23 protein-coding genes are annotated in these 19,632 nt (G+C 71.8%); 12 read left to right on the top strand and 11 right to left on the bottom strand.

Features of this window, described 5'->3' with window-relative positions:
• Positions 1 to 335 precede the first annotated feature (335 nt).
• From ADK55_RS06265 to ADK55_RS06255, 3 genes are all read left to right on the top strand, one after another.
• The gene (locus ADK55_RS06265; protein ID WP_053676452.1) at positions 336 to 1,298 is read left to right on the top strand and encodes a zinc-binding dehydrogenase; all 963 of its coding nucleotides are present in this window, start codon (positions 336 to 338) and stop codon (positions 1,296 to 1,298) included.
• Between the two features lie 78 nt (positions 1,299 to 1,376).
• Complete coding sequence (locus tag ADK55_RS06260) at positions 1,377 to 1,586, top strand: hypothetical protein (protein ID WP_053676451.1); 210 nt, start codon at positions 1,377 to 1,379, stop codon at positions 1,584 to 1,586.
• On the top strand, positions 1,586 to 2,146 hold the full coding sequence (locus ADK55_RS06255) for a Clp protease N-terminal domain-containing protein (protein ID WP_053676450.1): 561 nt from the start codon (positions 1,586 to 1,588) through the stop codon (positions 2,144 to 2,146). The genes ADK55_RS06260 and ADK55_RS06255 overlap by 1 nt, the downstream gene beginning before the upstream one ends.
• Positions 2,147 to 2,152: 6 nt before the next feature.
• On the opposite strand, the gene ADK55_RS06250 is transcribed toward ADK55_RS06255, so the two are convergent.
• The 3 genes from ADK55_RS06250 to ADK55_RS06240 form a co-directional block, all read right to left on the bottom strand.
• Entirely contained in the window at positions 2,153 to 3,049 is an 897-nt protein-coding gene (locus tag ADK55_RS06250; protein ID WP_053676449.1) for a PadR family transcriptional regulator, read from the bottom strand.
• A gap of 1 nt (position 3,050) precedes the next feature.
• Complete coding sequence (locus ADK55_RS06245; RefSeq protein WP_053676448.1) at positions 3,051 to 3,971, bottom strand: DUF4097 family beta strand repeat-containing protein; 921 nt, start codon at positions 3,969 to 3,971, stop codon at positions 3,051 to 3,053.
• A gap of 298 nt (positions 3,972 to 4,269) precedes the next feature.
• The gene (locus ADK55_RS06240; RefSeq protein WP_053676447.1) at positions 4,270 to 5,202 is read right to left on the bottom strand and encodes a LysR family transcriptional regulator; all 933 of its coding nucleotides are present in this window, start codon (positions 5,200 to 5,202) and stop codon (positions 4,270 to 4,272) included.
• Positions 5,203 to 5,409: 207 nt separating this feature from the next.
• Here ADK55_RS06240 and snpA point away from each other — a divergent pair, with 207 nt between their 5' ends.
• Positions 5,410 to 6,069 (top strand): snapalysin, encoded by a 660-nt coding sequence (gene snpA / locus ADK55_RS06235; protein WP_053676446.1) that lies wholly within the window; start codon positions 5,410 to 5,412, stop codon positions 6,067 to 6,069.
• 21 nt (positions 6,070 to 6,090) lie between these two features.
• On the opposite strand, the gene ADK55_RS06230 is transcribed toward snpA, so the two are convergent.
• The 5 genes from ADK55_RS06230 to ADK55_RS06210 all read right to left on the bottom strand — a co-directional run bounded on the left by ADK55_RS06230 (position 6,091) and on the right by ADK55_RS06210 (position 10,286).
• The gene (locus ADK55_RS06230; RefSeq protein ID WP_053676445.1) at positions 6,091 to 6,291 is read right to left on the bottom strand and encodes a hypothetical protein; all 201 of its coding nucleotides are present in this window, start codon (positions 6,289 to 6,291) and stop codon (positions 6,091 to 6,093) included.
• A gap of 50 nt (positions 6,292 to 6,341) precedes the next feature.
• On the bottom strand, positions 6,342 to 6,923 hold the full coding sequence (locus ADK55_RS06225; protein ID WP_053676444.1) for a dihydrofolate reductase family protein: 582 nt from the start codon (positions 6,921 to 6,923) through the stop codon (positions 6,342 to 6,344).
• An 88-nt stretch (positions 6,924 to 7,011) separates the two neighbouring features.
• Entirely contained in the window at positions 7,012 to 7,605 is a 594-nt protein-coding gene (locus ADK55_RS06220; RefSeq protein WP_053676443.1) for a GNAT family N-acetyltransferase, read from the bottom strand.
• 179 nt (positions 7,606 to 7,784) lie between these two features.
• Entirely contained in the window at positions 7,785 to 8,834 is a 1,050-nt protein-coding gene (locus ADK55_RS06215) for a family 2 encapsulin nanocompartment cargo protein polyprenyl transferase (protein ID WP_053676442.1), read from the bottom strand.
• 45 nt (positions 8,835 to 8,879) lie between these two features.
• Positions 8,880 to 10,286, bottom strand: coding sequence for a family 2B encapsulin nanocompartment shell protein (locus ADK55_RS06210; RefSeq protein WP_053676441.1), 1,407 nt, complete (start codon positions 10,284 to 10,286; stop codon positions 8,880 to 8,882).
• 224 nt (positions 10,287 to 10,510) lie between these two features.
• On the opposite strand from ADK55_RS06210, the gene ADK55_RS06205 reads away from it, so the two are divergent.
• From ADK55_RS06205 to ADK55_RS06195, 3 genes are all read left to right on the top strand, one after another.
• Entirely contained in the window at positions 10,511 to 10,972 is a 462-nt protein-coding gene (locus tag ADK55_RS06205; protein WP_053676440.1) for an RrF2 family transcriptional regulator, read from the top strand.
• A gap of 140 nt (positions 10,973 to 11,112) precedes the next feature.
• Positions 11,113 to 12,318, top strand: a complete 1,206-nt coding sequence (locus tag ADK55_RS06200; RefSeq protein ID WP_053676439.1) for a globin domain-containing protein — start codon at positions 11,113 to 11,115, stop codon at positions 12,316 to 12,318.
• Positions 12,319 to 12,488: 170 nt separating this feature from the next.
• A complete protein-coding gene (locus ADK55_RS06195) occupies positions 12,489 to 13,079 on the top strand; it encodes an N-acetylmuramoyl-L-alanine amidase (protein WP_053676438.1) in 591 nt (196 codons plus the stop codon).
• A 141-nt stretch (positions 13,080 to 13,220) separates the two neighbouring features.
• On the opposite strand, the gene ADK55_RS06190 is transcribed toward ADK55_RS06195, so the two are convergent.
• Both ADK55_RS06190 and ADK55_RS06185 read right to left on the bottom strand, forming a co-directional pair.
• Complete coding sequence (locus tag ADK55_RS06190) at positions 13,221 to 13,691, bottom strand: NUDIX domain-containing protein (protein WP_053676437.1); 471 nt, start codon at positions 13,689 to 13,691, stop codon at positions 13,221 to 13,223.
• 4 nt (positions 13,692 to 13,695) lie between these two features.
• Positions 13,696 to 14,436: a helix-turn-helix domain-containing protein gene (locus tag ADK55_RS06185; RefSeq protein WP_053676436.1), complete on the bottom strand. Its 741-nt coding sequence runs from the start codon at positions 14,434 to 14,436 to the stop codon at positions 13,696 to 13,698.
• Positions 14,437 to 14,746: 310 nt separating this feature from the next.
• On the opposite strand from ADK55_RS06185, the gene ADK55_RS06180 reads away from it, so the two are divergent.
• Both ADK55_RS06180 and ADK55_RS06175 read left to right on the top strand, forming a co-directional pair.
• Positions 14,747 to 14,974: a hypothetical protein gene (locus tag ADK55_RS06180; RefSeq protein ID WP_053676435.1), complete on the top strand. Its 228-nt coding sequence runs from the start codon at positions 14,747 to 14,749 to the stop codon at positions 14,972 to 14,974.
• A gap of 138 nt (positions 14,975 to 15,112) precedes the next feature.
• Positions 15,113 to 16,021, top strand: a complete 909-nt coding sequence (locus ADK55_RS06175) for a 1-aminocyclopropane-1-carboxylate deaminase/D-cysteine desulfhydrase (RefSeq protein ID WP_053676434.1) — start codon at positions 15,113 to 15,115, stop codon at positions 16,019 to 16,021.
• 64 nt (positions 16,022 to 16,085) lie between these two features.
• On the opposite strand, the gene ADK55_RS06170 is transcribed toward ADK55_RS06175, so the two are convergent.
• Positions 16,086 to 17,666, bottom strand: a complete 1,581-nt coding sequence (locus ADK55_RS06170) for a Na+/H+ antiporter (RefSeq protein ID WP_053676433.1) — start codon at positions 17,664 to 17,666, stop codon at positions 16,086 to 16,088.
• Between the two features lie 55 nt (positions 17,667 to 17,721).
• Between ADK55_RS06170 and ADK55_RS35980 the strand changes: the two genes are divergently transcribed.
• The 3 genes from ADK55_RS35980 to ADK55_RS06160 all read left to right on the top strand — a co-directional run bounded on the left by ADK55_RS35980 (position 17,722) and on the right by ADK55_RS06160 (position 19,626).
• Positions 17,722 to 17,982 (top strand): UBP-type zinc finger domain-containing protein, encoded by a 261-nt coding sequence (locus ADK55_RS35980; protein WP_078998547.1) that lies wholly within the window; start codon positions 17,722 to 17,724, stop codon positions 17,980 to 17,982.
• 205 nt (positions 17,983 to 18,187) lie between these two features.
• On the top strand, positions 18,188 to 18,601 hold the full coding sequence (locus ADK55_RS06165) for an anti-sigma regulatory factor (protein ID WP_053676432.1): 414 nt from the start codon (positions 18,188 to 18,190) through the stop codon (positions 18,599 to 18,601).
• Between the two features lie 11 nt (positions 18,602 to 18,612).
• On the top strand, positions 18,613 to 19,626 hold the full coding sequence (locus ADK55_RS06160) for an RNA polymerase sigma factor SigF (protein WP_063839456.1): 1,014 nt from the start codon (positions 18,613 to 18,615) through the stop codon (positions 19,624 to 19,626).
• Positions 19,627 to 19,632: the final 6 nt, after the last annotated feature.

Below are 19,632 nucleotides of genomic sequence, written 5' to 3'. Positions count from 1 at the left end.
TCCGCGCCGAGAACGCACCCTCCCGGCCCCCGAACCGGGAGGGGTCGCTCCGTCCGTCGCCCGGTCGAGCCGGGCGGTCATGAGGGGTCACCGTCGGGCGAGAGCGCCGGACGGGACCACGGGCGGAAAATGACAGGCTCATGGCGAGCATCACCGCACGGCCAGAATGTTACCCCCGATCCCGACTTGATCCCGACGTTCCGATTGGGCGCCCTCGCCGCACAAACCAACTGGTACGGCGGGTACTTGGGGATGGATCGGCCATTCCGCTCAACTCCCCCGCCGACCTGACGCCTCTGGTCAGGCCCGGCTACCGAGCGGTAGCGTCTGGCGGCATGTTCGCTGCCTACGCCGCCCGAATCGACCGAGACCAGCCGCTGAGCGGCCTTGAGCTGGGCGACCGCCCCGCCCCCGAGGCCCGCCCCGGCTGGGTGACCGTGAACGTCAAGGCCGCCTCGCTCAACCACCACGACCTGTGGTCGCTGCGCGGAGTCGGCCTCGGCGAGGAAAAACTGCCCATGATCCTCGGCTGCGACGCCGCCGGGATCGACCAGGACGGCAACGAGGTCGTCCTGCACTCCGTGATCGGCCAGAGCGGCCACGGGGTCGGCCCCGACGAGCCGCGCTCGATCCTGACCGAGTGCTACCAGGGCACCTTCGCCGAGCAGGTGACCGTCCCCGCCTGGAACGTCCTGCGCAAGCCCGCCGAGCTGTCCTTCGAGGAGGCCGCCTGCCTCCCCACCGCCTGGCTGACGGCGTACCGGATGCTGTTCACCAACGCCGGCGTGCGGCCCGGGGACTCCGTCCTGGTTCAGGGCGCGGGCGGCGGGGTCGCCACCGCCGCCATCGCCCTGGGCAAGGCGGCGGGCCTGCGCGTCTTCGCCACCAGTCGGGACGAGGCCAAGCGCGAGCGGGCGGTGGAGCTGGGCGCGGTGGACGCGTTCGAGCCGGGGGCCCGACTGCCGCAGCGGGTGGACGCGGTGATCGAGACGGTCGGCGCCGCCACCTGGTCGCACTCGATCAAGTCCCTGCGGCCCGGCGGAACCCTGGTCATCTCCGGCGCGACGAGCGGCGACCGCCCGGCGCACGCGGAACTGACCCGCATCTTCTTCCTGGAGCTGAAGGTGGTCGGCTCGACCATGGGCTCGAAGGACGAGCTGGAAGACCTGCTGTCCTTCTGTGCGGCCACGGGCCTGCGGCCGGTCATCGACGAGGTGCTGCCGCTGGACCGGGCGCGCGAGGGCTTCGAGAAGCTCGCGTCCGGAGACCTCTTCGGCAAGGTGGTCCTGACGGTCTGACGGCCCGCTCCCCCGCCCCGCACCCCGCACGTCAACCGGGGTTGACACCCTCCCGTGCGTCAACCTACATTGACATGCATGACCGAAGCGACCGATCTCGCCGAACGGGCCGGCGACCGTGACCCGCGCGTGGGCCTGCGTGCCGTGGCCGCCCTCCGAAGGCTGCTGGAGCAGCTGGAGGCCGTACAGGTACGCAGTGCCCGCGCGCAGGGATGGTCCTGGCAGGAGATCGCGGCCGAGCTGGGAGTCACCCGGCAGGCCGTGCACAAGAAGCACGGGAGGCTTTGATGTTCGAACGCTTCACGAGCGAGGCACGCACCACGGTGACGGGCGCGGTGGCCGAGGCCCGACGGGCCGGGGCCGGCGCCGTCACCGAGGAACACCTGCTGCTCGCCCTGCTCGCGCAGGGCGCGCTGGATCCGCTCGGCGTGGACCGGGCGGCGGTGACCGCGGGCCTCGCCGAGGCCCGCCGCCGGGGCGGCATGACCCGCGCCGACGAAGAGGCGCTGGCGGGTCTCGGGATCGACCTCACCGAGATCGTCACCCGGATCGAGGAGACCCACGGCGAGGGCGCCCTGTCGGGCGCGGCGCCCCGCAGGCGGGGCCTGGGCGCCTCGCTCCGCTCGGCCCTGGGCCGCCCGGAGTCGGACAACCGGCACGTCCCCTTCACCCAGGGCGCGAAGAAGACCCTGGAGCAGTCCCTCCGGATCGCGCTGGGGCGGGGGGACCGCCACATCGGCACCCTGCACCTGCTGCTGGCCCTGCTCTCCCGTCCGGGCACGGTCGCCGAGGTCCTCGCGGACCACGGCGTCACCCTCGCCGGCGCCGAACGGGGTCTGGCGGCCTGACGACGGCTACGCCGGGTCCGGACGGAGTTCCGCCGTGACCCGGGTCGCCGCGACGGCCAGGTGCGCGCGGGCCTCGGCCAACTGGGCCGGGCTCACCCCGTGGTCGCGGGCCGCGTCGCGGATCTCGTCGCGGAAGCGGTCCAACAGCCGGTCCAGGTCGCGGATCGGGTCCGCGCTCGGGGTCAGGTCCTCGGCCCAGGTGGAGCCCACGTCCGAGGCCGCGGTCGACGCGCCGGGAGCGGAGGCGGGGGCGCCCCCGCCGAGCCAGGCCCCGGCCAGGCCGCCCAGGACCCCGCTCGACTTCGCGAACTGCTCCTGGAGCTGGCTCGCGATGCGCTGGACCTCCTCGCGGGCCCGCTCCTGGGCCTCCTTGGCCTGACGGCGGGCCTGGTGGGCCTCCTCGCGGGCCCGGCGGCTCTCGTCCTTCGCCCGCCGCGCCTGCTCCTTCCACTCCGCCTTCGCCTTGCGGAGCTCCTCCTTGGCGGCCTTCCAGCCCTCGTCCTCGACCCGGGTCGTCGTGGCGGAGGCGGCGGCCGCGCGCATCTCGCGCCGCAGGTCACCCGCCGCGCCCCGGACGTCGTCGCGCATCTCGGCGGCCAGTTCGGAGACCGAGTCGCGGATCTCCAGCTCCAGGTCGGCCAGTTCCCCGCCGCGGTCGGCGAGTTCGGCGCGACCGGCCTCGGTGATGGAGTACACCTTGCGCCCGCCCTCCGTGGCGTACGTGACGAGCCCCTCGGCCTCCAGCTTCGCCAGCCGCGGGTACACGGTGCCCGCGGAGGGCGCGTACAGCCCCTGGAAGCGCTCCTCCAGCAGGCGGATCACCTCGTACCCGTGCCGCGGGGCCTCGTCCAGCAGCTTGAGGAGGTAGAGGCGGAGTCGGCCGTGGGCGAAGACGGGCGGCATGTCAGAGCACCTTCTTGTCGAGCGCGAGGGGGGCGACGGTGTCGCCGGTGTCGCCGGCCGGGCGACGCAGCAGCGCGATGGCGCCGGAGACGGTGGTGGCCCGCAGGGTGCCGGTGCCGGCTCCGAGCGTGCCGGTGATCCGCTTGGCCCCGAACTGGCCGGAGACCCGCAGGTCCTCGAAGGCGTTGGAGACGCCTCCGGTGGCGGTGTTGGCCTCGACCCGCGCGTCGGCCGGGTGCGGCAGGCGGATCGCCACCTGGCCCGAGACCGAGTTGAGGGAGATGTCCACCGGACTCGGCGCGATCGGGTCCAGGGCCAGGTCGATGAGCATGTCGCCGCTGACGGAGTCGGCCCGGACGTTGCCGCCCGCGCCGTCGACCACCGTCAGGCCGCCGGAGACCGAGTGGAAGCCGAGCCCACCGGTGACGGACTGGGCCTCGACGGCGCCGGAGACGGTGTTCACCTTGACCTTGCCGGAGAGGCCGACCAGGGTCGTGTCGCCGGAGACGCCGTTGACGTCGATGTCGGCGCTGATGCCGGAGACGAAGGCGGTGGCGCTGACGGCGGCCAGCTGCACGGAGGTGGAGGCGGGCACCGTGAGGGTGACCGTGACGGAGCGCTCCCAGGCCTTGCGGCCGTCGCCACCGGACCACGACTTCCAGGGCTTGCTCTCGAACCACTCCTTGATGCCCTGGGAACCGTTCCAGGGGAGGTCCTCGTAGGAGAGGGTGAGCACGCCGGCCTCGTGCACGACGTGCAGCGGCGGGCCGTCGACCTCGGCGATCTCCAGGCGGGCGGGCCCCTCGTCGGAGGCGACGACGTTCACGGTCCCGCCGACGACACGGACGCGGAGTTCGGTCACCGGCTGCTCGAAGGTGAGCTTCTGGGGTTCGGCGACGGACCACGTCATCTGCTCTGCCATGGTGCTGATCCTCCTCGTGCGTTCACGGACCGGATTCGACGCACGCAACATATCGCGTCTTGTGAGTAACACGATATATCGCGGTTGAGGGAAGTCAAGCGCCTCCCTGAAATCCCCATTTTGCGATGATCTGCCCCGTTTTTCGGGCATGTGGAACCGCCGCGTGCGGCGGACGCGGCGCGCGGACGGGGCGGAGCACGCCCGGACGACGGAGGCCGGAGGCCGGACGACGGGGGCCGCCGCCCCGGCTCGGTACGACCGGGGGCGGGGGCCGGGGCCCGGGGGCGATCCCCTGCCCCTAGGCGGCCAGGAGGGGACTCGCGTGGTGGTGGAGCCAGGCCCGGTACGGCGGGGTGCGCAGGGCGGCTTCGCGGTAGGCCGCGCGGAGGTCCTCGTACACCTCGGCGTGCGCACCCGGCAGGGTGGCCAGGAGCAGCCGTACCGCCAGCGGGTCCCCCGACAGCGGCCGGATGGCCATGTCGTCCCGGGGACCGGAAGTCGGCTGGCAGGGGGCGACGGCCTCGCCGGAGACGATCAGCGAGGTCGCGGTGTGGTAGTCGGCGTGCAGCACGGGCGGGTCGAGCCCGGCCCCGGCGAAGACCCGCCGCAGACCGTCCCATTCGCCGTCCACGGACGGGTCGACGGTCCAGCGGTCGGCGGCCAGGTCACGTAATTCCACCACCGGCCGGCGCGCGGCGGGATGGTCCCGGGACATGGACACGAACTGCGGTTCGCGTTCCATCAGCACGTGCAGTTCCAGGCCGGGCGGCACCCGCAGCGGACTGCCCTCGACCTCGTGGACGAACGCCACGTCGAGCTGCCCCGACGCCACCATCCGCAGCAGCGCGTTGGCCGACACGTCGACCACCAGAGAGGTCTCGGTCTCGGGCGAGCGCCGGTGCAGGCGGCGCAGCCAACCCGGCAGCGCCCGGCTGGCGGTCGAGCCGATCCGCAGCCGCGGCCCGTGGGCGGCGGCGCGCGCCTCGGCCACCAGGGCGGCCATCTCGGCGAGCAACGGTCTCGCCCGACCGAGCACGGTACGGCCGAATGGCGTGGGACGACATCCGGTCCGTTCGCGCAGGAACAGTTCCCCTTCCAGGGCCCGTTCGATACGGCGCAGTTGGGTCGTCAGCGAGGGCTGGCTCACGCCGAGTTGCCGCGCCGCCTTGTGCAGGCTGCCGGCGTCCGCGATGGCACACAGTGCGCGCAGGTGCCTCACCTCGAGCTCCATGACCCGAGAGTAGGGCGGGCGCACGGCGCCGCACCAGTCGCTGATAGCCCCCCGAATCCCGCCATTCTCACGCTAGTTGACCTACCGAAAACTTCCCGATAGCCCGGCGTTATCGATGGCTGACATCATCCGCCGACCCCTTCCGCTCCCGCAGACTCCGGTACCGAACGACCCACCCCCCACACCGGATGAGTAGGAGCCCCCCACATGCGCCACTCCCGTAAGTCCCTCCTGGCCGGCGGCATCGGCCTCGGCCTGGCCGCCGCCCTGGCCTCGGTCGCCCCCGCCGCGAGCGCCGCCCCGGCGCCCGTCGGCAATGCCGCGAGCTACGCCGCGTACGAGCGTTCGGCGGAGAACGACGCCGCGACGAAGGCCTTCTTCCAGGCCGTGCGGGCTTCGGTGGCCGAGCAGCGCGCCGCGAACCCGGGCGCCCTCGCGGTGACCGTCACGTACAACACCCGCAGCGCGCCGAGCTTCCGCAGCCAGATATCCCGCTCCACCCAGATCTGGAACAGCTCGGTGAGCAACGTCAGACTGCAGGAGGTGTCCTCCGGCGGGAACTTCTCGTACCGCGAGGGCAACGACTCGCGCGGTTCGTACGCGAGCACCGACGGGCACGGCCGGGGCTACATCTTCCTGGACTACCGGCAGAACCAGCAGTACGACTCCACCCGCGTGACCGCGCACGAGACCGGCCACGTGCTGGGTCTTCCGGACCACTACTCCGGGCCGTGCAGCGAGCTGATGTCGGGCGGCGGGCCGGGCACCTCGTGCACCAACCCCAACCCGAACTCCGCCGAGCGCTCGCGCGTCAACCAGCTCTGGGCCAACGGCCTCGTCGCCTCCGGCCTCGGCACCAAGGGCTAGGTCACACCGGTTCCGCCAGGCCTAGACCTCCCTGGGGACGTACGTGGAGCAGTCCGGGTTCTTGCATGAGCCCGGGCCCCACTGCGGCACGAAGATCCCGAGGGACTTGCGCCGTCGGACCACCGTGTCCACGGAACGCCCGCAGGCCGGGCACGACTGCTGTTCGTGCCCGGCCTGCGGGGCCACCGTCTCGTGCGTGCGCTGCTGCTCTCGACCGGCCATACCTCCACGGTAGGCCGGTTTCGCGCGTTCGGCGGGGCGACGGCGGCGGGTCAGCGCCTGCGGGCGTAGGTGGTGACCACCTGGCCGCCGGTGAAGGACCGGACGTCGGTCAGTTCCAGTTCCCGCAGCGCGAATCCCGCGCGGGACATGGGGATGCCGGAGCCCACGAAGACCGGGTACGTCTTGACGACGAACTCGTCGATCTCCTCGACCAGCTGCCCGGCCAGGTCGGCGCCACCGCAGAGGTAGATGCCCAGACCCGGTCGCGCCTTCAGTTCCCGCACGCGCGCCGCCACGTCCCCGCTGATGATCTCGACGGCCGGGTCGGGAGACTCGGTGAGCGAGCGGGAGGCGACGTACTGGTCGAGGTGGGCGTACGGGCTGGTGATCCCGACGTCGTACGCCGGGTCGTAGGTGCCGCGGCCCATCACGATCGCGTCGAAGCGCCGCGGCGCGCCGGGGTCGAGGCCGAGCGCCGCCTGGACGTGCGTCGGCACGGTCTCGGGGAACTCGGCGAACATGGCGCCGGAGTACTCGGGATCCAGCCACTTGTTGAAGAAGTCACCGTCACCGTCCGGATCGGCGATGAAGCCGTCGACGGAGGTGGCGAGGTAGTACGTGAGCTTGCGCAAGCGATTCCCTTTCGCCGGGGGATGCCACCGCTCCGGGGCACGGCAGTCAAAGTACTTCACGCGAAGTACTTTGACTACACCTTTTTCCTCAGCCCCGCGGCTTGCGCCACATCGGCCACATCAGGGGCCCTTCCGGCAGGCGCACCGCCGTCCCCGTGAACTCCCAGCCGAGCCGCTCGTACAGCCCCTTGCTGCGCTCGCTGCTCGCCTCCAGGTACGCCGGCAGCCCCTCGCGGTCACACCGCTCCAGCACCGGCCGCATCAGCTCCGTGCCCAGCCCCTCGCCCTGCCGGTCGGGCGCGACGGCGATCATCAGCAGGTACTCGTGCTCCTCGGACGTCGGGTGCGCCTCGCCGGTCAGCCGGCCCACCAACTCGCACCGCTCGTTGTCCGGGTCGGCCACCGCCCGCATCCTCGCCGGGACCTCGTCCTCGCCCTCCGGCTCGCCCGCCGGGATCCGCAGCCACAGCGCCGCCGCCGAACCGTCCGTCGCGTAGTCGATCCGCCCGTCGGCGAGCGCCACGTCCACGAAGACCCCGAGGAACTTCCCGTGCACCGTCGCCCGGTGCCCCGGATCCGGGAAGACCCAGCAGCTGACGGGGTCCTCACGGAAGGCCTCGTCGAGCAGCCGCGCCACCGCGTCCCGGTCCGACCGATCCGCCTGACGTATCTCCAGCACCACTGGACCCACCCCTCACTCGCGCGTCAACGACTGCGGGTGATCCTAGAGTTGGCCCGAACGGCCGGGAAGGCGCGCACGCGACCGCGCGCGCGAAAAGGCCTGTTCCCCGTCGTACGGTGCGGGAACAGGCCCTTCTCCACGCGTGGGCGGTCGCGTGCGCGCCTTCGCGGCCGGTGGATCTACCTGGTGCGCCGGGTGACGAACTCCGCCAGCGCCAGCAACCCGCCCGCCGCCCCCAGGTCCGGGACGGCCCTGGAGAGCTGCTGCACGGCCCGACCCATCCGGTCGGCGGCGTGGGCCTGCGCCCAGTCACGCCCCCCGGCCCGGTCCACGGCGTCGGCCGCCGCGCGCACGTCGTCCCCGGCCATGGGGCCCGCGTACAGCGCGGCCAGTTCCTCGCCCGCCGCGGTGCCCGAGGTGAGGGCGGCCACGACCGGGAGGGACTTCTTGCGGGCGATCAGATCGGCCCCGGCGGGCTTGCCGGTGTGCCCCGGGTCCCCCCAGATGCCGATCAGGTCGTCGATCAGCTGGAAGGCCAGGCCGGCCTCCCGGCCGAAGGCGTCCATCGCGTCGACCTCGTCCGGGCCGGCCCCCGCGTACAGCGCCCCCAGCGCGCACGCGCAGCCCAGCAGGGCCCCGGTCTTGGCCGTCGCCATCGTCAGGCACTCGTCGAGCGACACGTCCCCGCGCCGCTCGAAGGCGCAGTCCGCCTGCTGCCCGGCGCACAGCTCGATCACGCAGGCCGAGAGCCGGGCCGCGGCCGCCGGGGCGGCCGGGTGCGGATCCTCGGCCAGCAGCTTCAGCGCGAGCGACATCATCGCGTCGCCCGTGATGATCGCGTCCGGCATCCCGAACACGGTCCAGGCCGTGGCCCGGCCGCGCCGCCGGACGTCCTTGTCGATGACGTCGTCGTGCAGCAGCGTGAAGTTGTGCGCCAACTCCACGGCGACGGCCGCCCGCACGGTGTCCCCGGCCTCCGCGCCGGCCCCCTGGAGGGCCTGCGCCGAGGCGAGGACGAGCGCGGGCCTGATGGCCTTGCCCGCGTTCCCCGCGGCCGGAGCGCCGTCCGCGTGTTCCCAGCCGAAGTGGTACATCGCCACGCGTCGCATCCCTGCGGGCAGGCTCTCGATCGCCCGGCGCAGCTCCGGGTTGACCGTTTCCTTCGTCCGCTCCAGCAGGGCCGCGGCCTCGTGCCCCTCGCCGGTGGTGATCGCCTCAGTGGTCGCCATCGCGCTCCCCCGTACTCCCCCGTCGCCGTTCGGCCGGACCTCTCATCAGCGCCAGCGGGCGATCTCGACGTTCTCCAGCACGCCGAGCGCGTCCGGGACGAGCACCGCGGCGGAGAAGTAGGTGGTGACCAGGTACGAGATGATCGCCTGCTCGCTGATGCCCATGAAGCGGACCGACGTGCTCGGCTCGATCTCGTCCGGGATGCCCGGCTGGTGCAGGCCGATCACGCCGGACTCGTCCTCGCCGGTGCGCATGCAGAGGATGGAGGTGGTCCGGGCGTCGCTGATCGGGATCTTGTTGGACGGGAAGATCGGCACCCCGCGCCAGGACGGCACCCGGTGACCGCCGATCTCGATCGATTCCGGGTACAGCCCGCGCTTGTTGCACTCGCGGCCGAAGGCGGCGATGGCCTTGGGGTGTGCGAGGAAGAGCTTGGATCCGCGCCGCATGCTGAGCAGCTGGTCCATGTCGTCGGGGCTGGGCGCGCCGTCGTGCGGCTGGATGCGTTGGTCGTAGTCGGCGTTGTGGAGGAGGCCGAAGTCGCGGTTGTTGAGCATCTCGTGCTCCTGGCGCTCGCGCAGCGCCTCGACCGTGAGCCGCAACTGCTGCTCGGTCTGGTTCATCGGCTGGTTGTAGAGGTCGGCGACGCGGGTGTGGACGCGCAGAACCGTTTGGGCGATGGAGAGCTCGTACTCGCGCGGCCTGGCCTCGTAGTCGACGAAGGTGCCGGGGAGCACGGCCTCGCCCTGGTGGCCGGCGGAGAGGTCGATCGCGGCCTCGCCGTACTTGTTGGTCCGCTGGGCGGGCAGGGCCCGTACCTCGTCCACGTGCGCCCGCAGCGAGTCCACCCGGTCGGCGAGGAGCTGGAAGTCCTGCCGGGAGAGGACGAGCGCGGTACCGGAGGTGGCGGCCCGGGCGGTGTACTCCCAGATGGCCTCCTCGTCCACGAGGGCGTCCTCGCCGAAGTAGGCGCCGTCGGCGACGGTCTGCAGGACGGCGTCGTCGCCGTAGGGGCCGGTGCCGATCTGGTCGATCCGGCCGTGGGCGAGCAGGAACACCCTGTCGGCGGGGCTGCCGAAGGAGGTGAGCTCCTGGCCGGCCTCGAAGTCGACCTGGTGGCACCGGGCGGCGAGCTCGGTCAGGACGTCGACGTCCTCGTACTCGCGCAGCAGCGGGAGCTCTCCGAGTTCGGCGGGGATCACCTGGACCTGGGTGCCGGTCTTGATGAACTCCACCCGGCCGTCACCGACGGAGTAGCTGAGCCGCCGGTTGACCCGGTACGTACCGCCCTGCACCGACACCCACGGGAGCATCTTGAGCAACCACCGGGAGGTGATCTCCTGCATCTGCGGCGCGGACTTGGTCGTGGTTGCCAAGTTCCGCGCGGCCGAGGTCCCGAGACTGCGCTGCGGTGCCTGGACTTCGGATTCGGAACCTGCCTGGACCGACATGTGTTTCCCTTTCGATCACTCCATGGATCTGCGGGATCAGCCTTCCAGTGCGCGGCGTGGTGAGACCATTACACAAAAGGGTGGGACTACTCCGTATGGGGTGTGGGCACTCTGATGAGTCACTTTCTCCCCTCCAGCCCCTCCGACCCCTCTGGTTTCAGCCATCCACGCCCACCGCCTCGACTTAACTTGCATCGAAGATTCCAGTTTTCTACGGTGGCGTCATGCGGCTGACCCGATTCACCGATCTGGCGCTCCGCGTCCTGATGCGTCTGGCCGTCGAGGACACGGACCTCCCCACCACGCGCGAGGTCGCGGCGACCATGGAGGTCCCGTACACCCACACCGCGAAGGTGGTGGCCAGGCTGCAACACCTCGGCCTGGTCGAGGCGCGGCGCGGCCGGGGCGGCGGGCTCGCCCTGACCGGCGCCGGCCGCGCCGCCTCGGTGGGGACGGTGGTGCGCGAACTGGAGGGCGTCGGCGACGTCGTGGACTGCGACGGCGCCGTCCCGTGTCCACTGCGGAGCGCCTGCCTCCTGCGGGGCGCGCTGCGTCGGGCCCAGGAGGCCTTCTTCGCCGCACTGGACCCGCTCACGGTGAACGACCTGGTGGCGGCCCCCACCGGACCGCTGCTGCTCGGCATTTCGAGCGGACCGCCCGGTCGGGGCGGGGGCCCCGCCGGCTGAGGCGCGGATGGCCGGTTCCGAGCGGCCGTCACCCCACCCACGCCACACCCGAGGGCTCTTCGAACAGATCTCCGCATCACCCGGAGACCCTCACGCCCTTTAATTGGTATCCAATAGTCAACTTACAGAGGAGCTTCCCGATGCTGTCCGAGAAGTCGACCGCGACCGTCCGCGCCACCCTGCCCGCCGTGGGGGCGGCCGTCGGCGACATCGCGGAACTCTTCTACGCGAAGCTGTTCGCCGCCCACCCGGCCCTGCTCCGCGACCTGTTCAACCGCGGCAACCAGAAGGCCGGACTGCAACAGCAGGCCCTGGCCGGCTCCATCGCCGCGTTCGCCGGCCACCTCGTCCGGCACCCCGACACCCGGCCCGACGTGATGCTCGGCCACATCGCCCACAAGCACGCCTCGCTCGGCATCACCCGCGACCAGTACGCGATCGTCCACCGGCACCTGTTCGAGGCCATCGCGGAGGTTCTCGGGGAGGCCGTCACGCCCGAGGTCGCCGAGGCCTGGGACGAGGTCTACTGGCTGATGGCGGGCGCCCTCATCGCCATCGAGGAGCGGCTGTACGCCGAGCGGCGGGTCGTCGCGGGCGACGTCTGGCGCCCGTGGACGGTCGTCCGCCGCGTCGAGGAGACCGTCGACTGCGCCACCTTCCACCTGGTCCCGGCCGACGGGGCGCCCGCCCCCGGCTTCAAGCCGGGCCAGTACGTCTCCGTCCAGGTCGAACTCCCGGACGGCGCACGGCAGATCCGCCAGTACAGCCTCTCCTCGTCGCCCGCCTCCCCGGTCCGCGCGATCACCGTGAAGCGGGTCCACGGGCCGGCCGCGGGGGGCCCGGACGGGGAGGTGTCCCACCACCTGCACGCCGAGGTCCGCGTCGGCGACACCCTGCGCGTCTCGGCCCCGTACGGCGACCTGGTGCTCCAGGACCCGGCCTCGCCCGTGCTGCTGGCCTCGGCCGGGATCGGCTGCACGCCGATGCTGTCGATGCTGGAGCACCTGGCCGAGACCGGGCACGGCGCCCCGGTGACCGTCCTGCACGCCGATCGCTCCCCGGCCGACCACGCCCTGCGCGGCGACCACCGGGCCTTCACGCACAAGCTCGCCGACGCCTCGGCCCGGTTCTGGTACGAGACCGGCCACGAGGACGCCGCGGCCGACGACGGGGTCGGCCGGCTCGACCTCTCCGACGTCCCGGTGGCCCCGGGCACCCACGCCTACCTGTGCGGGCCGCTGCCCTTCATGCGCGCGGTCCGCGAACAACTGCTCGACAAGGGCGTACCGGCGGCGGACATCCATTACGAGGTCTTCGGGCCCGACCTGTGGCTCGCCTCCGCGTGACATCCGAGGTCGACGGGACGCGAGGGGCGGACGAGACTTCCGTGAATGTCCGGATTCGCTCGCTCGCCGTACGAACGCGCTAGCCGCGGAAGGACTCCCTCCACTACACCGGAACGTGATGGGTCGAACACGAAAGGTGATCGGCCCCTCACGCACGGAAGGAGGCGTCCATGTCCGCACCCATGTCCGCAGACCGTTTCCTCACCCAGTTGCGCAACGAGGGGCTGCGCGTCGTCGAGGTCGGCGCCTGGCGCACCCACAACCGCAACCACAAGGGCCCCTGGGGGCCGGTCAACGGGGTGATGATCCATCACACCGTCACGCAGGGCACCGCGTACACGGTCCGGCTCTGCCGGGACGGCGACGAGGACCTGCCCGGCCCGCTCTGCCACGGCGTGATCACCAAGGACGGCCGGGTCCACCTCGTCGGCTACGGCCGCGCCAACCACGCGGGCTCCGGCGACTCCGACGTCCTGGCCGCGGTGATCGCCGAGAAGCGGCTCCCTCCGGACCACACGGCGAACACCGACGGCAACCGACACTTCTACGGCTTCGAGTGCGAGAACCTCGGCGACGGCAAGGACCCCTGGCCCGCGGTGCAGCTCGACGCCATGGTCCGGGCGGCCGCTGCCGTCTGCCGCTTCCACGGTTGGACCGAGCGCTCGGTGATCGGGCACCTCGAATGGCAGCCGGGCAAGATCGACCCCAAGGGGTTCACGATGACGTGGTTCCGCGAACGCGTGGCGGACCGCCTCAAGTGACCGCCCCGCCACGGGGCGGACCATGACACCGTCCGCCCCGTGGGCTTCGCCGTGCGGATGTCCGATCCCCGTGCCGCACAACTGGACGGCGAAGCCTCGCTCCGGCCGACGACCCATCTCGGGCTGCTCGTCGGCCGCCGGCTAGCCGAGGTACGGGGCGGAGCGGTGCTCCAGGAAGTGTCGTAGGCGCAGGCGTTGGGTGTGGTGCACGGGTAGTGCGTCGAGATCCGCCGGCGCCACGAACCGCAGTTCCGTGCTCTCGTCGGAGAGGGACAGTTCTCCGCCCGTGACACGGGCCGTGAAGCAGACGTTGAACTGCCGCCTGACCTCGCCGTCGCTGTACTCGATGACGTGCCGGGGGTCCGTGTACGTGCCGACCAGTCCCGTGATCACCACGTCGAGCCCGGTCTCCTCCTTGACCTCGCGGACGGCCGTGCCGGGCAGCGAGTCGCCCAGGTCCATCCCGCCGCCGGGCAGCGCCCACAGGTCGTTGTCCCGTCGCCGTTGCAGCAGGATGCGGCCCTCGCCGTCGGTGACCACCGCCGATGCGGCCACGACCATGCTGTTCGGCTCGGGCGCGTGAGGATCGTCGTAGTACTCGGTCCGGGCCATCCGGTCATGCCTCCACGGGGCGCGCTGTCTCCCACACGGCATTGAAGCTGTCCGCGTAGGTGTCGAACATGCCGCCGGGGTCGTGGCGGCGAAGGTGCCACACGGGCGCACCGTACGCGTTCACACCCCAGACGTGGGCATTGACCAACACCTGATCATCAGCCCGGTACAAGCTGTTGTAGAGCGCGGTGCCGTGTGTCCGAAGCTCGATGCCCGGCACGCTCGCCAACGGCCGGTAGTGCAAGAGAGCGAGGCGACAGCGGGATTCGATGCCGTGTCCGAACTTCTCTTCCCGCCCACGCTGCCGGACGTTCTCGCTGTCCGCGTCTCCGACTGCGATGCGTACCGCGCACCCCTCGGCGGCACGCTCCCGCAGGAGATCGTTCAGTCGGGGATACGCCTCGTGCAGGAACACCGCCGCGTAGACCAGAACGTCGATGCGCTCGTGCGCTGCGGCAAGAAGACCCACGAACACGGATACGGGAAGGTCTGCCCGCTGGTCGTACAGAGCCATCAGTTCCGGACTGACTGCCCGCGCCGCCCGCGCTTGCCGGAGCGCCGGCCACAGGGCGTGAATGTCCTCGCCCAACGCCTCGGCCGCCTTGAGGGCAGTCGCCCGCCGTGGGGTGCGCCCGAGGTTGACCCAGCGTTCCACGCTCTTCGGGTCCACGTCGGTCGCGCCGGCCAATGAGGCATGGGTCCATCCGCCGGATGCCATGACGGCCCTTAACCGCTCGTTCTGCATGGGGACGTTCTACAGGCTGTGGGACGTCCCGAGATGCCGAACGTACGAGGTTCCCCCGTCCTGATCACCAGCGCGAAGATCGCGATACCAACGGACAGTGAAGGGGTTTCGGAATGGTGCGGGGATTGTGGCAGCAGGTCGAACAGCGTGATCCGTTCCCAGTACCCGACCCCGATCCGGCGGATCCGGCCTGCGACGTGTGCGGGGCGTTGGTCGCTCAGCGCACGGAGTGCCACCGGCGCCGGGACCTTTCGGGGGTCGTGGACTGCAACGTGGAGATCCGCCGGCACCCGCACGAGGAGGTGAGTCGATGACCAGGGCGGTGCTCCGCCACGTCCCCCACACGATCCGGCACGCCCCCGAAGGCGGGGTGACCTACGAGGCGTTCTGCGTCGCCGAGAGCTGTGGAGCCGAATCCGGTGCTCACGACGAACAGGCGGACGCGCAGGACTGGGCGCTGCGGCACGCCGGGAGGACGGGGCACGACCTGTTCAGGCGGGAGTTCACGGATCACGCGCGCGTCACCCGCGAGGCGTAGGCCCCGGCCCGCCGGCGCCGGCGCCGGCGATCAGAAGAGTCCGCCGCTCCGGATTCCGCTCCCGTTCACCCGCCTCGACGAGTGTGGGCGGGGCTCTGACGTGCGACGGCATGGGCAGGAGCGCCCCACAATGGGCAGGTGACCAGCCCCGTGGACCCCCGCTCCCTGCTCCTGCCCCGGCCGCCGTCACCGGTGGTCGAGGCGCCGGACGAGCGGTTCGAGCGGTACGGGGTGCGGTTGGTGCTCAAACGGGACGACCTCGTGCACCCCGAGCTGCCGGGCAACAAGTGGCGCAAGCTCGCACCGAACCTGCGGGCGGCCCTGGACGGGGGGTTCCCCGCGCTGGTGACCTTCGGCGGGGCCTACTCCAACCACCTGCGGGCCACCGCCGCCGCCGGGCGGCTGCTCGGGCTGGCGACGGTCGGCGTGGTCCGGGGCGACGAGCTGGCCGGTCGGCCGCTGAACCCGTCCCTGGCCCGCTGCGCGGCCGACGGGATGCGGCTGCACTTCACGTCCCGGTCGCAGTACCGCCGCAAGGCCGAACCGGACACCCTGGCCCGGCTGCTCGCGGCGGCGGACGCGCAGGGCGCGTACCTGATCCCCGAGGGCGGCAGCAACGCCCTCGCCCTGACCGGCTGCGCGGAGTTGGGCCGCGAGCTGCGCGGCGCGGCCGACGTGGTGGCGGTCGCCTGCGGCACCGGCGGCACCCTGGCGGGACTGGCGGCGGGACTGGACCCCGGGCAGCGGGCGTGGGGCGTACCGGTGCTCGCGGGTGGCTTCCTGGGGGCGGAGATACGTTCCCTCCAGCGGGCCGCGTTCGGGGGCCCTGCCGGCGACTGGACCCTGGCCGAGGGCTTCGACCACGGCGGCTACGCGAAGGTCCCGGCGGAACTGGACGCGTTCGCGGCGGACTTCGAGCGCCGCCACGGGGTCCCGATCGAGCGCGTTTACGTCGCGAAGCTGCTCTGGGCGCTGACCGCCCTGACGGAGCGCGGCGCGTTCCCCCCGGGCACCACCCTCGCGGCCGTCGTCACGGGCCGCCCCTGATCCCCGCCGCCCGGGGACGGGGTCCGAACCCGACCCGCCGCCCGCCGCCCGCCGCGCCCGGGGATCAGGAGGATTCCTCGCGGTAGGCCGCCGCCTCTTCCAGGTCCAGCCTGCGCAGCAACGCCCGCAGCATCTCGTCGTCGATCCGCCGCTGGTCCCGCAGCGTCACGAACACCTCCCGCTCGGCCTCGATCATCTCGCCGGCGAGGCGACGGTAGACGTCGTCCGCCGACTCGCCCGTGACCGCGTTGACCTCGCCCAGCCGTTCCCACACCGCGTTGCGCCGCCGCTCCAGCACCGTGCGCAGCCGGTCCGCGAGCGGCGGCGGGAGCGCGTTCGCCGGGTCGGCGAGCAGTTCGTCGAGCCGCTCCTCGGCCGACCGCGACGCCTCGCTCTGCGCCTGCGCCTCGGCCAGCGTCTCGGCCTGCGCGTCCCGCGGCGGCAGCCTCAGCAGGCGGATCAGCGGGGGCAGCGTCAACCCCTGGACCACCAGGGTCCCGATGACGGTGGTGAAGGTCAGGAACAGGATCAGGTTGCGGTGCGGCACGCTCAGCGGGACGGAGAAGGCGATGGCCAGCGAGACCACCCCGCGCATGCCCGCCCATCCCACGATGACCGGCGCCTTCCAGTTGGTCTCGGGTTCCCGCTCGCGGATCCGCTCGGACAGCACCCGCGGCAGGAAGGTCGCCGGGAACACCCAGACGAACCGGGCCACGACCACGGCCAGGAACACCGCCAGCGCGTACCAGGCGGCGTCCGGGCCCGCGTACTCGTCGAGTCCCTTGAGGACCACCGGCAGCTGGAGCCCGATCAGCGCGAAGACCACCGACTCCAGGACGAAGGAGATCACCTTCCACACCGCGGCCTCCTGGAGCCGGGTGGCGAAGTCGACCTGCCAGTTGCGGTGTCCGAGGTACAGCGCGACGACGACCACGGCCAGCACCCCGGACGCGTGCACCCGTTCGGCCGCGGCGTACGCCACGAAGGGGATCAGCAGCGACAGGGTGTTCTGGAGCAGCGGGTCCCGCAGCGACCTGCGCAGCAGGTGGATGGGCACCATCAGCAGCAGGCCCATGCCGACACCGCCCACCGAGGCGAGCAGGAACTCGACGATCCCGCCCGCCCAGCCGGCACTGACGCCGACCGCCGCCGCCAGGGCCACCTTGTAGGCGGTGATGGCGGTGGCGTCGTTCACCAGGGACTCGCCCTGGAGGATCGTCGTGATCCGGTTCGGCAGGCCGAGTTTGCGGGCGATGGCGGTGGCGGCCACGGCGTCCGGCGGAGCGACGACCGCGCCCAGCACCAGCGCCACCGGCAGCGACAGACCGGGCACGACCAGGTAGGCCGCGTACCCGACGGCGAGCGTCGCGAAGAGCACGTACCCGACCGACAGCAGGGCGATCGGCCGCGCGTTGGCCCGCAGGTCCAGGTAGGAGCTCTCCATGGCGGCGGTGTGCAGCAGCGGCGGGAGCAGCAGCGGCAGCACGATGTGCGGGTCGAGCGTGTACGACGGCACGCCCGGGATGTACGACGCCATCAAACCGGCCGCGACGAGCAGCAGCGGAGCCGACACGGACGTCCGACGGGCCAACCCCGCGACCACCGCGCTGCCCGCCACCAGCGCCACCAGCGGCAATACCTCCATCGAAGACCCATCCTCATCAGTCCGCGGGCGTCCGCACCTCAGTACGCTGGCCATCATGAGCGAGTGCACCCACGTTGCCGAACTGCCGCGCCCCGAGCCCATCCCCCTTGCCCAGACCTGTCCCGAATGTCTGACGCTCGGGAGCCATCCAGTACAGCTGCGGATGTGCCTGGCGTGCGGTTACGTGGCCTGCTGCGATTCCTCCCCCTACCGGCACGCCACGGCGCACCACCATCAGACGGGCCACCCGATGATGCGCAGCTTCGAACCGGGCGAGACCTGGCGGTGGTGTTTTGTCCACGGTTCGATCGTCTGAGGCGGGGTAGGTCAACCCTCCGCCGGTTCCCCTGATTTGGGCCCGCAGACCTCTAGCCACTGTCCGTACCCATGGGCTTACCATCGGTCACCGGCCTGCGGGCGTGGGGACTCCGGGCAGGTGTCACACGGGGTGCCGCGACACGATCGCCCGGATCGCGATAGCGTCACCGGCGAACAGAGCTCGTACCACCTTGGAGGTGAGGGTGTCCCAGATCGCAGGCGAGCCCGGGACCCAGGACTTCGTGGAAGTCCGGCTGCCGGCTGCGGGTGCCTACCTGTCGGTGCTGCGAACGGCCACGGCCGGCCTCGCCGCACGTTTGGACTTCACCCTCGACGAGATCGAGGACCTCCGCATCGCGGTGGACGAAGCCTGCGCGATCCTGCTCCAGCAGGCCGTGCCCGGCTCCGTCCTCAGTTGCGTCTTCCGGCTGGTCGACGACTCGCTGGAGGTCACGGTCTCCGCACCGACCACCGACGGGCGCGCACCGGAGCGGGACACGTTCGCGTGGACGGTCCTGTCGGCGCTGGCCGGCAAGGTCGAGGCGACGGTCGAGGAGGACCGGACAGTGAGCATCAGCCTCTACAAACAGCGCGGCGCGGGGCCAGGCCCGGCGTGAGCGGCGGGGAGATCCCGGTGCGGGGCGGGGATCGGCCCCGGGTACGACACGAGGTCGACGGTGGCATCCCGGAGCAACTGCACGCCCGGCCACACCCGGCCGACGCGGATGCGGAAGACGGCTTTTTGGACTCGGCGGAGCGACGGGCGGGCCCTGTGAGCGAGAACCAGCACGAAGAACCACAACCAGCACAGCCACCGCCGGCCGCTGCCACGGCCCCGATGGCCCCGATCCCGATGGCGCCGGCGGCACACGTGCCGCTGCCGGATCCGCGCGACCGCAGTGGCGCGCGGGCCCTCTTCTTCGAGCTGCGGGAACTGCCCGACGGCTCGCCGGAGCGGGCCGAACTGCGCAACCGGCTGGTCCGGATGCACCTGCCGCTGGTCGAGCACCTGGCTCGGCGGTTCCGCAACCGCGGCGAGCCGTTGGACGACCTGACCCAGGTGGCGACCATCGGCCTGATCAAGTCGGTGGACCGGTTCGACCCGGACCGCGGCGTCGAGTTCTCGACGTACGCCACGCCCACGGTCGTCGGCGAGATCAAGCGCCACTTCCGTGACAAGGGCTGGGCGGTGCGGGTGCCGCGCCGCCTTCAAGAGCTGCGGCTCTCGTTGACCACGGCCACGGCGGAACTCTCACAGCAGCACGGCCGCTCCCCCACGGTGCACGAGCTGGCGGAACGGCTCGGCATCTCCGAGGAAGAGGTGTTGGAGGGGCTGGAATCGGCCAATGCCTACAGCACGCTCTCCCTGGACGTCCCCGACACCGACGACGAGTCGCCGGCCGTGGCGGACACCCTGGGTTCGGAGGACGAGGCGCTGGAGGGCGTCGAGTACCGCGAGTCCCTCAAGCCGCTGCTGGAAGGACTGCCGCCGCGGGAGAAGCGGATCCTGCTGCTGCGGTTCTTCGGCAACATGACCCAGTCGCAGATCGCGCAGGAGGTCGGCATCTCCCAGATGCACGTCTCCCGCCTGCTGGCCCGCACCCTGGCCCAGCTCCGGGAGAAGCTCCTCGTCGAGGAGTAGGACGTA

Source organism: Streptomyces sp. WM4235 (assembly GCF_001279725.1).
Classification (GTDB): domain Bacteria; phylum Actinomycetota; class Actinomycetes; order Streptomycetales; family Streptomycetaceae; genus Streptomyces.
This window is presented reverse-complemented; position numbering and strand designations above follow the sequence as displayed.

Excerpts from the sequence above, each read along its gene's own strand:
- ADK55_RS06230 (WP_053676445.1), bottom strand. The coding sequence starts at position 6,291 with ATGGCCGGTCGAGAGCAGCAGCGCACGCACGAGACGGTGGCCCCGCAG.
- ADK55_RS06180 (WP_053676435.1), top strand. The coding sequence starts at position 14,747 with ATGACCAGGGCGGTGCTCCGCCACGTCCCCCACACGATCCGGCACGCC.
- ADK55_RS06190 (WP_053676437.1), bottom strand. The coding sequence starts at position 13,691 with ATGGCCCGGACCGAGTACTACGACGATCCTCACGCGCCCGAGCCGAAC.
- ADK55_RS06170 (WP_053676433.1), bottom strand. The coding sequence starts at position 17,666 with ATGGAGGTATTGCCGCTGGTGGCGCTGGTGGCGGGCAGCGCGGTGGTC.
- ADK55_RS06185 (WP_053676436.1), bottom strand. The coding sequence starts at position 14,436 with ATGCAGAACGAGCGGTTAAGGGCCGTCATGGCATCCGGCGGATGGACC.
- ADK55_RS06195 (WP_053676438.1), top strand. The coding sequence starts at position 12,489 with ATGTCCGCACCCATGTCCGCAGACCGTTTCCTCACCCAGTTGCGCAAC.
- ADK55_RS06215 (WP_053676442.1), bottom strand. The coding sequence starts at position 8,834 with ATGGCGACCACTGAGGCGATCACCACCGGCGAGGGGCACGAGGCCGCG.
- ADK55_RS06265 (WP_053676452.1), top strand. The coding sequence starts at position 336 with ATGTTCGCTGCCTACGCCGCCCGAATCGACCGAGACCAGCCGCTGAGC.
- ADK55_RS06210 (WP_053676441.1), bottom strand. The coding sequence starts at position 10,286 with ATGTCGGTCCAGGCAGGTTCCGAATCCGAAGTCCAGGCACCGCAGCGC.
- ADK55_RS06245 (WP_053676448.1), bottom strand. The coding sequence starts at position 3,971 with ATGGCAGAGCAGATGACGTGGTCCGTCGCCGAACCCCAGAAGCTCACC.
- ADK55_RS06200 (WP_053676439.1), top strand. The coding sequence starts at position 11,113 with ATGCTGTCCGAGAAGTCGACCGCGACCGTCCGCGCCACCCTGCCCGCC.
- snpA (WP_053676446.1), top strand. The coding sequence starts at position 5,410 with ATGCGCCACTCCCGTAAGTCCCTCCTGGCCGGCGGCATCGGCCTCGGC.
- ADK55_RS06260 (WP_053676451.1), top strand. The coding sequence starts at position 1,377 with ATGACCGAAGCGACCGATCTCGCCGAACGGGCCGGCGACCGTGACCCG.
- ADK55_RS06205 (WP_053676440.1), top strand. The coding sequence starts at position 10,511 with ATGCGGCTGACCCGATTCACCGATCTGGCGCTCCGCGTCCTGATGCGT.
- ADK55_RS06240 (WP_053676447.1), bottom strand. The coding sequence starts at position 5,202 with ATGGAGCTCGAGGTGAGGCACCTGCGCGCACTGTGTGCCATCGCGGAC.
- ADK55_RS35980 (WP_078998547.1), top strand. The coding sequence starts at position 17,722 with ATGAGCGAGTGCACCCACGTTGCCGAACTGCCGCGCCCCGAGCCCATC.
- ADK55_RS06255 (WP_053676450.1), top strand. The coding sequence starts at position 1,586 with ATGTTCGAACGCTTCACGAGCGAGGCACGCACCACGGTGACGGGCGCG.
- ADK55_RS06250 (WP_053676449.1), bottom strand. The coding sequence starts at position 3,049 with ATGCCGCCCGTCTTCGCCCACGGCCGACTCCGCCTCTACCTCCTCAAG.